Genomic DNA, 13,700 nt, shown 5'->3' with positions numbered 1-13,700 from the left:
CACTAATTATGCATTGATTCAACCAGTCGGATGTTCAAGAGTGAACATAATTTATTATATTCAAAATCCGATTCACCCCTCATGGCTACCTCCTGGTTTTATCCCACAGCCCTGGAACAAAAAGTTACTTTAAAACCAGAGTTGTCTGATCCTTTTTTACTGACTCTTTATCCCTTACAAGCGACACTGCAATACCTTCTTCAATTCGGTCAAGAGTAATTTAGAAGCTTCTCCCTTTCATCTCGCCAGTGTAGAGACCAGCTTTCCACTCTCATTATAGAAATATGCTGCGTCTCCGTCATTATTCCGGAGGAGCTGTCCGATCTCTAATAAAGCATAGTAGCTGAGTTTGTGCACTTTTTAGTATGTACCATTACGGTAGCTCCAGGATCCAGTGTGTAATGGCGAGAACGGTACCAGGTACACTCTTATAGCTTCAGATAATGGAGCTGGTATTCACGAAAAATTGATCTGAAAAATTCAGATACGCTCGGTCTGCAGCTTGTAAGCATTCTTGTTGATCAATTAGACGGTAAGATCGAGCTAAAAAGGAATGGAACTGAATTTATTATAGAGCCGATTCCAAAACTCAGAACTACTCCTCTAAATTGCGAATTTTGAATACTCAAGCGTGTTTTTGATCACGGAAAACAGTTCTGAGATTCTTATTGATTTTAGAGTAAACCTGGTTTTGGGATGAGCTCATAGAGTTTTGATGTAGAAGAAAAAAGAAATTAATAAAAATCCCTTACTTTTAATATTTCCCTCCGTACAAATTATTACTCTAATTAACCTTGAGCCTGAATTATTTTTAAACCTCTGAATTTACGATAAATCCGGGTAAAAGAAAATTATATCAGATCATCAAGGATTTATTTTTAAGGAATTTTCAACATTTATTTTGCCGGGATATATAATCTCGATTGAATGTTTTTAATTTTTGTATGATAGATAAAACATAGATTACTTATTGCAAATGATTTTCAGATTACTAGTGTCTCGTCAGCATTAAAATGTCGTAAGAATTATATTGTATAATATTCATAAAGAATCTCAGGGATTCCTTATGAATAGATACACTGTGACACTTACCAAAGAGGAACGTGAAACTCTTTGTGAACTTACCTCAAAGGGTAAACACAACTCCCAAAAAATTCTCAATGCTCTGATCTTACTTAATTGTGATAAAGGTGAATGGAATGTCAACCATTCAATCAACGAAGAAATCTCACGTGTCCTGAATATCAGTATGAAAAAAATTGATCGTGTTAAAAAGCGATTTGTTGAAGAAGGTCTTGAAGTTGCCCTCAATGGAGAAACAAGAGATCGGATTTATGCTAAAAAAGTTGATGGTGATTTAGAAGCCCATTTAGTTGCATTGAGTTGCAGTGAACCTCCTGAAGGTTTTGCAAGATGGTCTTTGAGATTGTTAGCTGATAAGGTTGTAGATCTTGGCTATATCGAAAATATTTCTCATGAAACAATACGTCGTACTTTAAAAAAACGAAATCAAACCCTGGCAAAGGAAAGAATGGGTAATTCCTCCGGAACAAAACAGTAGCTTTGTTGCAAATATGGAAATGGTTCTGGATATTTATAAGCGTCCATTTGATCTACGAAATCCTGTTATATGTATGGATGAATCCCCAAAACAACTTATTGGAGAAACCAGGATTCCAGTCCCCTGCTTACCCGGAAAACCAGCCAGGTATGATTACGAATACAAACGTTGTGGGATGTGCAATATATTCCTTGTCTGTGAACCATTGACAGGAAAAAGAATGGTGAAAATTACTGAAAGAAAAACCAAGAAGGACTGGGCTTGTTTTCTGGAAGAAATTGCACTTCAACAGGAAAATGCAGATAAAATTACGCTGGTAATGGACAATCTAAACACACATGTTCCGGGATCTCTCTATGAAGTATTTCCACCAGCAAAGGCGAAGGCAATATGGGATAGGTTTGAGTTTGTGTACACACCAAAACATGGAAGCTGGTTGAATATGGCAGAGATTGAATTGAATGTACTCACAGGTCAGTGATTAAAAAGGAGAATGAATAACATTGACACTGTTAAGAAGGAGGCATTGGCCTGGCAAAAGTTCAGAAACAACAAAAATGCAAAGGTTAATTGGCAATTCACAACAGAAGATGCAAGGGTAAAATTAGCACGTCTTTATCCGACAATTGAGGATTGACGAGACACTAGCTTAAAAATTAATATATGATAAGTTTCATAAAATATGCCTAAAAGCAAATTAACGATTGTCAAAAAGACAAAATTTGCTTGGAGAGAATTCTGGCATGATATTATTGGGGATTTGCCTGGATCATATTTACGTGAATTCTGTCTTACGTGAATTCGATCAGGCAAAAAGATCAGACAAAAGAGGATTTAATTGAGGTATTAATGCCTTCTTTTAAGGCAGGGTTGGGGACTTATGATTGATTATGAACGACTGAGTGCCGAAGAACTGGAAGTTCGAGTGCAGAAACGGATAACTGAACTGAAACAAGCCAATCAAGCTTTACGCGCCGAGATCCTCGAAAGCGCATGCTCCGAAGAAGCCGTACGCAAATCGGAAGAAAAATACCGCACTCTGTTCAATTCTATTGACGAGGGCTTCTTCCTTATAGAGATAATCTTCGACGACAACGGAAAGTCGGTAGACTACCGGATTCTTGAGGCTGACCAGTCGCACGAAATGATAATAGGACTCCGTAATGTGGTAAACAAGCATGCTCATGAGCCTGTTTCTGATACAGAGAATAATTGGATCAAGAGTTTCGGCCAGGTCGCTTTAACTGGCGAATCAGTCCGGTTCGAATATCTGGCGGAAGGTATAGACAGATTGTTTGATATTTATGCCTCGCGCATTGAGGGTGAGTACAGCCAAAAAGTCGCTGTCCTTTTCAAAGACATTACCGAGAGCAAGAAAGCCGAAAAATCATTGATGAGAAGTGAGAATGAATTCCGTACATTGGCTGAAAATTCTCCTGATGTGATTGCTCATTTTGATAGGCAATACCGCCATTTATATGCCAATCATGCAGCTGCGGATACTTGTGATTGTTCTCAAGAAGAAATTATCGGGAAAACTCACGCTGAGATGGGCATGGACCCTGAGGAGGCAGAGTTCTGGGAAGAAAACAATAAAAAACTTTTCACTACAGGCAAACCCGAAACAATGGAGTACCTGTACGTATCGCCTCAGGGAAAAGAATACTACTTTAATACACGAATAGTACCTGAATTTGTTGACGGCAAAGTTGCCTCTGTTTTTGCTATTTCCCGTGACATTACAGACATAAAAGAAGCAGAAATTAAGCTGAAAGAAACACTCGAAAACTTAGAAGAACTGGTTGAAGACCGGACTTCTCAGCTTGAAAAGGCTTACGGATCATTAAAAGAAAGTGAAAAAGGCCTTGCCGAAGCTCAAAAAATAGCACATCTTGGAAACTGGAACTGGAACATTGTAACCAATGAATTATACTGGTCTGATGAAATTTATCGTATTTTCGGGCGCAGTCCTCAGGAATTTGGGGCAACTTACGATGCATTTTTGAGTTATGTGCATCCGAAAGATAGAGATTATGTGAACAATGCCGTAAACGGAGCTTTCGATGGAAAACCTTACAGCATTGATCACAGGATTATTCTGGCAAGTGGAGAAGAACGGGTAGTCCATGAACAGGGTGAAGTTATTTTTGACGGGAATATCCCTGTCCGGATGATGGGAATAGTTCAGGACATTACCGGGAGGAAAAAAACTGAAAAAGCACTGGAGTTCGCTAATACATATAATCGCAGTCTGATTGAAGCCAGTCTGGATCCGCTGGTTACTATAGGTCCTGACGGGAAGATAACCGATGTAAATAAAGCTACCGAGCTGGTTACAGGTTACAACAGAAGCGAATTGATTGGAACTGATTTTTCGGATTACTTTACGGAGCCTGAAAAAGCCAGGGAAGGATATAAGCATGTATTTCAGGAAGGATCAATTCTTGATTATGCTCTTGAAATCCAGCACAGGAGTAGAAAAACGATCGCTGTTCTGTATAATGCTTCTGTTTATCGGGGTGAAAATGAAGAAGTTATCGGTATTTTTGCTGCAGCCCGCGATGTCACCGAACTTAAAAAAGCAGAAAAGGAACTTCAACTTGCCAGCAAGTACAACCGCAGCCTGATTGAAGCCAGCCTGGACCCTCTGGTTACCATTGGTCCTGATGGAAAAATTACCGATGTAAATAAAGCTACGGAGTCTGTCACCGGATATTCTCGGAAAGAACTTATTGGCACTGACTTTTCGGACTATTTTACCGAATCTGAAAAAGCTAAGGAAGGATATAAACAGGTATTCAGGGAAGGACTGGTAAGGGATTACGCTCTGGAAATACAGCATCAGGATGGACATACTATACCTGTTTTATATAACGCATCCGTCTATCGGGATGAAGACGGTGAGGTTATTGGGATCTTTGCTGCAGCCCGTGATATTACTGCACTTAAAAAAGCAGAAGAGAAGATTCAGACACTTGCGAACGTTGTTGAATCATCGAACGATGCTATTATAACCGAATCTCTTGATGGTACTATTACCAGCTGGAATAAAGGGGCAGAGCAGGTTTATGGTTATTTAGCTGAAGAAGTTCTGGGAAAAAACATGTCTCTACTTGAACCAGACAATCTTAAAGGGGAAATAAAGCAATTATCTGACAGAATTAAACAGGGAAAAAAAGTCAAGCATCATGAAACTTTAAGGTTGAAGAAAGATGGTACAATATTAAATATTTCAGTAACTCTTTCTCCGGTTTTTGATGTATCTGGAAAGCTTGTTGCTATCAGTAATATTGCAGGAGATATTACGGAAAAGAAAATCACAGAAAATCTGCTTTATGAAAAACAAATGGTTGAAGTCGCAAACCTTACCAAGAACGATTTTCTTGCAAATATGAGCCATGAACTCAGGACCCCACTCAACTCAATAATAGGGTTCTCTGACATGCTTTATGAACAGGCATATGGAGAATTGAATAAAAGACAATTGAGAGCCGTAGGAAATATTTCTAACAGCGGGAAGCATCTTCTGAACCTGATCAATGGCATCCTGGATCTTTCTAAAATAGAAGCAAATAAAATGGAGCTTAATTATAGAGAATTTGAGCTTGCTACTAAGCTTAATCTGATACAAAACGTCCTATATCCCATAGCAGATAAAAAGAATATAGAAATTAAAATCGATATGGATAGCAAGCTTACGAGAATCCGTGCAGATGAGGATAAATTTACCCGGATAATGTATAACCTTGTAGACAACGCTATAAAGTTCTCTTATGAAAATAGCCTTGTAAAAATAGGAGCAAGAAAAAAGGGAGATCTGGTTGAAATAACGGTTAAGGATACCGGAATAGGAATAAAAGCTGAAGACCAGCACAAACTTTTCAAGCCCTTCAGCCAGGTTAACTCATTCTCCTCAAAAAAATTCCAGGGCACCGGGCTTGGTCTCTCACTGGTTAAGCAGATTGTTAACCTTCACGGGGGTTATGTCTGGTTCAGGAGCGATCAGGGGAAAGGGAGCACCTTTGCTTTCGCAATTCCGATAACAACAAAGGTGAAAATATTCGCCTGCTGTCATTAAAAGAGTAATTAGATGTCCGTATTCGGGGTGATAACGATTGGATAGCTATGCCTTTTCGAACTTTATTACTTAAAAACAGATTTTGAAGCCGAGTCTTAAAGTTTGGAATGGAAAATAATCATACGTTGTCTTTTAAGCACGAATTCACGTACGTTTTCTACTTTCGAACTTTCCATAAAATCGATGAGATAGTGACCGCTAATTGAATAAAATGTAAATGAACTTGCTTTTTATAACTTGCTTTTATAACTTGCTTTTATAATTTGCTTTTATATACTCCGTATTTTTTATCATTAAAGGTTTCTTAAATGACCATAATCGTTGCGTATTTCCTTTTATTTGTGTTGAAGATTCATCCAGAAAACTATGATATATTGCTCATCTGGACCAATATATGCTGGAATTGTTTCTGCGGACTTATTTAAAACTTTTTCGGCGTTTTCAGGCATTCCGTACTCAAACGTATATGGTTTTGAGTGGTACGTGTTAAAACTATACAGTATAACTCCTATTTGCTTCTGTGAATACTTTATATCATATTTTTCCTTTATTAGCTCCAGAACTTCTTTTCTAGTCCAGTAATCCTTTTTTCTAATAATGTTCTTAATTCGTAACTATTCAGGTAGCTTTTGTGAAGGCTACAATTTTTCCTCGAAATGAGGAAAAATTGTATATAAAATGATTCCTTTTTTCACTTGTGAAACGTGAAGAGATTCTTGCTTTATGTGCTTCAAACCCTGAAGTTATTGAGCTCATCCTAAAACTCAAAATTTATCTCTCTGAGCCTAAATAATATAGAATCGACAGAGCTATTGATCCTGAAAATTGTATTAAAATCCTTGTTGATGTGAGAACAAAATTAGTTTTGGGATAAGGTCAGAACTTCACAAAAAACGTTTTTAATCTCTTTTCAATGACCTTATTCTGATTCTATCCTCTTCAACAACTGCAAAATGTCCTTCCCAATTATCATGTGAATCTATAACTTTTACAAGGGCTTTCGCTATGTAGGCTGAAGAGATCATGGGTATGCGAAAAAGAATTATTCCACGCGCTGGGGGTTTCTTTGTGGAAAAAGCCAGCTCTCCGAAGTCTTTGTCGAAAGTAACAAGAATAAGTTTTTCCCTCTGGCCCAGTTCCATAACTTCTATATCAGTGATACCCGGCGATTTTTCTCTTATCCACAGGACGTCGTGTCCACAGGTTCGGAGAGCCCCACCGCACTCAGAGGAATGTTTTCATTTGCCAGCAGGCGCATCAGACTACTTCCTGAGAAATCTCGATAGGATAAACCCATTCTGTCCGGAGCAAATCGCTTGCGTACCCCAAACACGCTTGAATATCTTCATGGGTCAGGTCGGGGCAGTTCCGAAGGATCTCCAAATCGGTCCAGTCATGAGCCAACAGGTCAATAATAAACTCTACTGCAAGGGTGTACCTTTGATGATGTGTTTGCCTGTAAGGACTTCTGGGTCAATAACGATATGTTCTCTCCAGTTCATAGATCTCTCCAATGCTTTTTTGACACATAAATTGAATCAGTTGTGAACTTTCTAACAATAAGATCTGGTTACTGAGGTCGATTTTTGTTGTTTTTTATCAATTCATTGTTGTTTTTCTATATCAATTTGATATTGTTTTTCTTCAATTTAATATTGTTCTACAACAAAATTTTTGCTTTTTTGATACGCAAACTGAATCAATTGCTAATTTTTCAAATGATAAAAAAACATATACAGATACTCTCGGAAAAGTTCGGGAAAATGGATTCTGGATGAAGCAGGTGGCTTATGAATAAAGTTATCGATTCTATTTTTCTTCTATTCTGTAAGTGGCCGCCCGATATCTGCTCACAAATGAGCATGCGGGCGTGGAGGGAAGTTTTATAGTGAATTTAAAAAAGAAATTTGGTAACTCCTTCAGAGTCAACAAGGCGCTGCGGGATTTTTACACCTAAAACTCTCCTGTTTTTCACCGTTGAAATTATTAGCGTTACCTAACACCGAATATGGGGTGGAGTAGAGTTCATCTCAGGATAATGAATCTTAAAGCGAAATAATTTTAGGATTGACAAATGCTCTTTTAATAATATACTTAAAAACAATATCCATGGATAGTTAGAATATCACCCGTTTGTAAGGCGGGATCATTTACTCTTTCTATCCCTCGCCATCAGGCGGAATGCTAGTTTTTTCTTAATACTAGCAAAAACACTAAAGTTTGCCACGGCGCCAGCTAATTTTCAAAGCTAATTAGCAAAAGCTTAATGCTACATTATTTTTACGTCTTTATATAATTGTCTTGAGCGTGTCTTAAATTTAAATCGGTTCTACAACTGAGCAACTAGTTTTCTCCATGCTGTCTTCCAACCGACATTCTACTGATATTCATTATGTATTTCTGTTTTTCCCCTGAGATATATTCCTCAAAAAGATCCTGTCTTAACCTCGCCTGCACGCTCATAACTGGCGATAATGACTCCGCTTGTCGACACCTTACCATCGATTAACTTGAAAGCCGCCGGGATCGTGCCTTCAGCAAATAAGCGCTTTCCCGAGCCGAGTGTTATGGGAAATATTTTAAGCCATAATTCATCGACAAGATCATGTTTTAAAAGCGTTTGGACGAGATTGCCGCTGCCGTAAACCTGTAAGTCAGGTCCATCCTGTGCCTTAAGTTTTTTTATTGCCTCAACCATATCACCTTGCAACAAAATCGATTTATCCCATGTAAATCGCATATCCCCATGTGAAGCGACATATTTTGTTGCTTTGTTAATCCCAGGCCACTCGTCTTTATGATGCGGCCAATAGGAAGCGAATATCTCATATGTTTTTCTGCCTAGTAGCAAGTCAAACGGCTTGTTCATCTGCTCGTCCATGATCTTACCTAAAAACTCATCAAAATAAGGAACAGTCCAACCCCCATATCTGAAACCTCCCGAAGTATCTTCCTCGGGTCCGCCGGGAGCCTGCATAATACCATCGAGTGTTATGAAAGTTAGAACAACGATTTTTCTCATACTTATTTCCCCCTTTGTCGCTAAATGTAATTATTCATATTATCTTTTTCGTTTTGAATAAAGCAGTATTTAGGCGCTCGGATTTTACTCTGTCATTGCTTTCATTTATTTCACAAATTCGCCGTTGTGTAACTCGTTGCGCTTCTATTAATCCTGCTTCACTTAACATAAATAGGGTGTTTTGAAATTAAAAAGCTGGCTTAAAGCCTATCCGAAAAGCCCTACTGCTCTAAACATTGTTATGCGGAAATGAGCACAGAAGCATAATCCTATTTTTTCTTATCATATTTTAGTAGTTGTGTCCGATTTTTCGTTTTGTTTTTACAGCACATTAGCTTGTATTCCGATTATTTTACTTTTCGGATAGGTTCTAAGAGACGATCTTAAAATTTAATACAAAACATAAGTAGTCGTGAGTGTACAATCAAATAAATAGTTCCTCAACACCCGAATGCTCACGAAATGAGCAGATATCGGGCGGTATTTAAGGCTTTTGGGTAATATATTGCATCAAGTTAACAAATAAACTTTAAAATTCTCATCCTCGACGGAATTGATAACGATTCCTCTGTAATCATGACCAATGGATTAATACTGAATTCTTATCGAGCTTCTGGGTGCTGCTGATATATGCCAGTCTGTACCGCGTTTATTATGAGCTCATCCCAAAACAGGTTTACTCTAAATCAATAAGAATCTCAGAACTGTTTTTCGCACTCAAAAACTCGATTGATTATTCTAAATTCGTAATTTAGAGAAGTAGTTCTAAGTTTTGGGATCGGCTCCATTACTGCTGCTAAAATCCGTAATCATTGTCTGTCTCTGATCCTTCTCCTTCAGTCTTGAAACCCCTACACCCACAAGCCTTATTTTTTGACTTCCGATAAACTCCGAAAGTAGCTGCATGGCTGTCCTCTTAATTACGAAGATATCGGAAGTCCAGACCGGGATAGTCTTTGAGCGCGTATACGTAGAGAAATCATTATAACGAACTCTTATTTTACAACTTTAGGGAGAGCTTTTATATATCCGTGTATGACAGACTAAGCAAACGTTTTTGCAATAAAAGTTTAATTTCAAGACCCTCTCTAAGCTGGTTTACGATAACAGTTTATTATTAATATACTAAGAGTTATGAATAAATACGGAAAGATAGATTCCAATATAGATACAGTACTTGCATTCATAATAATAAAAATAGTATGGGTAAACCAGAAAGTATTACACCACGATTTGGCATAGACATTGTAAAACCATGAACTGTTATACATATTATACAGATTATAAAAAAATAGCGGGATAAATAAAGCAAAAAACAATTTTAAGTAACTCGATTTACTCATACAGTGTCTTTCTTTTCTTGTCACCCTACAGTATAAATATAAAATAAATAATACAAATAATGCTACAATAACAATGTAAACAACCGGTATCCCATATAATGTTACAGTATGACTCGTTGTTACAGCATGACTCGTAACTTCTATTTCTCCTGTACCAGAACCAATGATTGCACTTTCATTGTTCACGCTTCTTTATATGTTTTAAAAAGTTAAAAGATTTTTTGTTTCACCCAGCACCCTTAGACTTGATAAACCTTATTTTATCTCCAGTGGAGAAGTGAGACTTAGAAATCCGTAATCATCGTCTGTCTCTGATCCCTCTCCCTCAGTCTTGAAACCGTCAGGGGAGCTGATATCTATTGGATATGTCCGCAGCAGTAACCATCTTATTGCCTGGTTGAGGATTTGATCAATCCTATTACACGCTTTCTTATTGGAGACAGTATGAATCGGAAAACTATGGAAATTATCAAAGAGGCGAATAGTCAGGCTAAACATCCAGTACTGCATTATAAGAGATAATGGGGGATTATGATTATGGCAGTCAATGAGAAAGAAATGAGGATTAAGATAATCAAAGATGGACCGTATAGGATTACAGGTGGGGTGCCGCTTTTCGAACAAGTAATTGTCACCGATGACTCCGGCCACGCCAGAGAATTGATTGATATAAAGGAATACCCTCGGAAGGATGCCTATATTTTATGCCGCTGTGGCTCATCCGAAAACAAGCCCTTCTGTGATGGGGCCCACCGCAAGACCGGTTTTGACGGTAGCGAAACAGCCAGCAGAAAACCTTACCTGGAAAAAGCGGAAACGTTTGAAGGTCCTGATCTAAAACTCACTGATGTCTACGAGCTCTGCGATCATTCCCGTTTCTGCCAGCGGGCTGGAGGAATAAGGGATCTCATACAAAAATCAGACGACCCGGAAGCCCGACAAACCGCCATAGAAGAAGCCATGATCTGCCCGTCGGGACGGCTGGTCCTGTGGGACAAGAAGACAGGCAAACCCTTTGAAAAAGAATTTGAACCATCTATTGTACTGGTTCATGACAAACAAAAAAGTTGTGAAGGTCCCCTCTGGGTTCGAGGCGGTATCCCCATTGAATCTGCAGATGGCAGCACGTACGAGTCCCGGAACAGAGTAACCCTCTGCCGCTGCGGGAAGTCAGAGAACAAGCCCTACTGTGACGGAAGCCACTGGATGAACAGCCAGCAGAAGCTCGAGTTCAGGAAGAAATGGGGCCTGGAATGAGTAATCAATTGGCGATTCCGCGATAAAAAATAGAGAATTCGAGGGTATCCTTCTTTATTTCAATGTATCCTCGAACTACTTTTGTTGAAGACATTTATGATACGGTCAGGCGAGGTCGAAGCGATCAAGGTTCATTACTTTGGTCCAGGCCGCCACGAAGTCCTGGACAAACTTCTTCTGCGCATCCGCGCTTCCGTAGACCTCGGCCAGAGCCCGGAGCTGGGAGTTCGAACCGAAGATGAGATCGACACGCGTGCCGGTCCACTTGACTTCGCCAGTCTTGCGATCACACCCTTCAAATATGTCCTTGGCGTCCGATACCGCCTTCCACTCCGTGCCCATGTCGAGCAGGTTCACGAAGAAGTCGTTGGTTAGCGCTTCCGGCTTCTGGGTAAAAACGCCGTGCTGGGTCTGTCCGAAGTTGGTTTTCAGCACGCGCATGCCGCCAACGAGCACCGTCATCTCTGGTGCGGTCAGCGTCAGCAATTGCGCTTTGTCAACAAGCAACTCCTCGGCCGGTACGGCGTACTGTGCCTTGAGGTAATTGCGGAAGCCGTCCGCGATCGGTTCGAGGAAGGCGAAGGAGACAACATCGGTCTGCTCCTGCAATGCATCCATGCGCCCCGGCGAGAAGGGAACCGTTACATCGTGACCAGCATTCTTCGCAGCCTGCTCGACGCCTGCACAACCAGCCAAAACGATCAGGTCAGCAAGCGAGACTGTCTTGCCGCCAGAGGATGCGCTGTTGAACTCGTTCTGGATACCTTCGAGAATGTTCAGCACTTTCGCCAGTTCGGCCGGCTGGTTGACTTCCCAATCCTTCTGCGGCGCGAGGCGAATTCGTGCACCGTTCGCACCGCCACGCTTGTCGGAGCCACGGAAGGTGGACGCCGACGCCCAGGCGATCGAAACCAGTTGCGAGATCGACAGCCCTGAGGTAAGGATCCTGTCCTTGAGGGAGGCAATGTCCTTCTCATCGATCAACTCGTGATTGACCGAGGGGATGGGGTCTTGCCAGATGAGCTCTTCGGCAGGAACTTCCGGGCCGAGATAGCTTGCGCGCGGACCCATGTCGCGGTGCGTCAGCTTGAACCACGCGCGAGCAAATGCGTCCGCTAATTGATCCGGGTTTTCGTAGAAGCGCCTTGAAATCTTTTCGTAGGCGGGGTCGAACCTCAAGGAAAGGTCAGTGGTCAGCATGCTTGGCGCGTGACGCTTGGACGGGTCGTGTGCATCTGGAATCGTGCCGGCACCTGCGCCATCTTTCGGTTGCCACTGATGTGCACCGGCCGGACTCTTCGTCAATTCCCACTCGTAGCCAAACAGGATCCTGAAGAAGTTGTTGCTCCACTTCGTTGACGTGTTGGTCCAGGTGACCTCCAGGCCGCTGGTGATCGTGTCACAGCCTTTGCCGGTGCCGAAGCTGCACTTCCAACCGAGGCCTTGCTCCTCGATATTGGCCGCTTCTGGCTCAGGCCCGACATGGGACGCAGGGCCGGCACCGTGGGTTTTGCCAAAGGCGTGACCGCCAGCGATGAGCGCAACGGTCTCCTCGTCGTTCATGGACATGCGAGCGAAAACCTCGCGGATATCCTTGGCCGCCGCGATCGGATCCGGGTTGCCGTTCGGGCCTTCCGGATTGACATAGATCAGCCCCATCTGCACGGCAGCGAGCGGATTTTCGAGGTCTTGGTCGCCGGAGTAGCGTTTATCACCCAGCCACGTGTCCTCAGAGCCCCAATAGACGTCCTGATCCGGCTCCCAGACGTCCTCGCGACCGCCTCCGAAACCAAACGTTTTGAATCCCATCGTTTCCAGGGCGACGTTGCCTGCAAGAATCATGAGGTCAGCCCATGAAATCTTCTGACCATATTTCTGCTTGATCGGCCAGAGCAAGCGACGCGCCTTGTCCAGGTTGCAGTTGTCCGGCCAACTGTTGAGCGGCGCAAAGCGCTGCTGGCCCCTCCCGCCGCCGCCGCGGCCGTCACTGGCGCGGTAGGTGCCGGCGCTGTGCCACGCCATGCGAATGAACAGAGGGCCATAGTGACCGAAGTCCGCCGGCCACCAGTGCTGCGAATCGGTCATCAGCGCCGCGAGATCTCTCTTCACAGCCGCCATGTCGAGGCTCTTGAACTCTTTTGCGTAGTTGAAGTCCTCACCCATCGGGTTGGATCTGGAGGAATGCTGGTGCAGGATCTCGATCCTCAACTGGTTCGGCCACCAGTCGCGGTTCGACATGCCTCTACCGGTTTCTTGTTTGTTTGCTCTGTCCGTTACAGGGTTCTTTCTGTCGTCAGTCATAACTTTACCTACCATTGACTAAAAATTCAAGACCAAATCTCCAGTATGCAATCTCTTCAATCTTGTCTCCTTTTGGGAGAATTGAGTGACGACTGCCAGGGGCTTAGTTTCGGTCCGCTTTCCATGAGCTTGAAATTC

Annotated in this window: 7 protein-coding genes and 2 pseudogenes; 3 read left to right on the top strand and 6 right to left on the bottom strand. The window is 41.8% G+C overall.

Going from position 1 to position 13,700, the window contains the following annotated elements; genetic code table 11:
- Positions 1–1,066 precede the first annotated feature (1,066 nt).
- Positions 1,067–2,198, top strand: a pseudogene (locus ACZ5A8_RS11205) (IS630 family transposase).
- 243 nt (positions 2,199–2,441) lie between these two features.
- Positions 2,442–5,639, top strand: a complete 3,198-nt coding sequence (locus ACZ5A8_RS11200; RefSeq protein ID WP_464529043.1) for a PAS domain S-box protein — start codon at positions 2,442–2,444, stop codon at positions 5,637–5,639.
- Between the two features lie 131 nt (positions 5,640–5,770).
- On the opposite strand, the pseudogene ACZ5A8_RS11195 reads toward ACZ5A8_RS11200, so the two are convergent.
- The 5 genes and pseudogenes from ACZ5A8_RS11195 to ACZ5A8_RS11175 all read right to left on the bottom strand — a co-directional run.
- Positions 5,771–6,253 (bottom strand): annotated as a pseudogene (locus ACZ5A8_RS11195) (hypothetical protein); the annotation flags it as partial.
- A 285-nt stretch (positions 6,254–6,538) separates the two neighbouring features.
- On the bottom strand, positions 6,539–6,799 hold the full coding sequence (locus tag ACZ5A8_RS11190; RefSeq protein WP_464534106.1) for a DUF5615 family PIN-like protein: 261 nt from the start codon (positions 6,797–6,799) through the stop codon (positions 6,539–6,541).
- A 17-nt stretch (positions 6,800–6,816) separates the two neighbouring features.
- The gene (locus tag ACZ5A8_RS11185) at positions 6,817–6,972 is read right to left on the bottom strand and encodes a hypothetical protein (protein WP_464534264.1); all 156 of its coding nucleotides are present in this window, start codon (positions 6,970–6,972) and stop codon (positions 6,817–6,819) included.
- Between the two features lie 1,092 nt (positions 6,973–8,064).
- Positions 8,065–8,661 carry a dihydrofolate reductase family protein gene (locus ACZ5A8_RS11180; RefSeq protein WP_464529041.1) on the bottom strand — a complete coding sequence of 199 codons (597 nt, stop codon included), beginning with the start codon at positions 8,659–8,661 and terminating at the stop codon, positions 8,065–8,067.
- Positions 8,662–9,426: 765 nt separating this feature from the next.
- A complete protein-coding gene (locus tag ACZ5A8_RS11175) occupies positions 9,427–9,660 on the bottom strand; it encodes a DinB/UmuC family translesion DNA polymerase (protein ID WP_464534105.1) in 234 nt (77 codons plus the stop codon).
- An 881-nt stretch (positions 9,661–10,541) separates the two neighbouring features.
- Here ACZ5A8_RS11175 and ACZ5A8_RS11170 point away from each other — a divergent pair.
- On the top strand, positions 10,542–11,261 hold the full coding sequence (locus tag ACZ5A8_RS11170) for a CDGSH iron-sulfur domain-containing protein (RefSeq protein ID WP_464529039.1): 720 nt from the start codon (positions 10,542–10,544) through the stop codon (positions 11,259–11,261).
- A gap of 105 nt (positions 11,262–11,366) precedes the next feature.
- On the opposite strand, the gene katG is transcribed toward ACZ5A8_RS11170, so the two are convergent.
- The gene (gene katG / locus ACZ5A8_RS11165; protein ID WP_464533960.1) at positions 11,367–13,562 is read right to left on the bottom strand and encodes a catalase/peroxidase HPI; all 2,196 of its coding nucleotides are present in this window, start codon (positions 13,560–13,562) and stop codon (positions 11,367–11,369) included.
- Between the last annotated feature and the right edge of the window lie 138 nt (positions 13,563–13,700).

It is taken from the genome of Methanosarcina subterranea, assembly GCF_055385895.1.
The sequence above is the reverse complement of the archived record's forward strand: the minus strand, read 5'-3'. Positions and strand labels throughout refer to the sequence as shown.

Excerpts from the sequence above, each read along its gene's own strand:
- katG (WP_464533960.1), bottom strand. The coding sequence starts at position 13,562 with ATGACTGACGACAGAAAGAACCCTGTAACGGACAGAGCAAACAAACAA.
- ACZ5A8_RS11200 (WP_464529043.1), top strand. The coding sequence starts at position 2,442 with ATGATTGATTATGAACGACTGAGTGCCGAAGAACTGGAAGTTCGAGTG.
- ACZ5A8_RS11170 (WP_464529039.1), top strand. The coding sequence starts at position 10,542 with ATGGCAGTCAATGAGAAAGAAATGAGGATTAAGATAATCAAAGATGGA.
- ACZ5A8_RS11180 (WP_464529041.1), bottom strand. The coding sequence starts at position 8,661 with ATGAGAAAAATCGTTGTTCTAACTTTCATAACACTCGATGGTATTATG.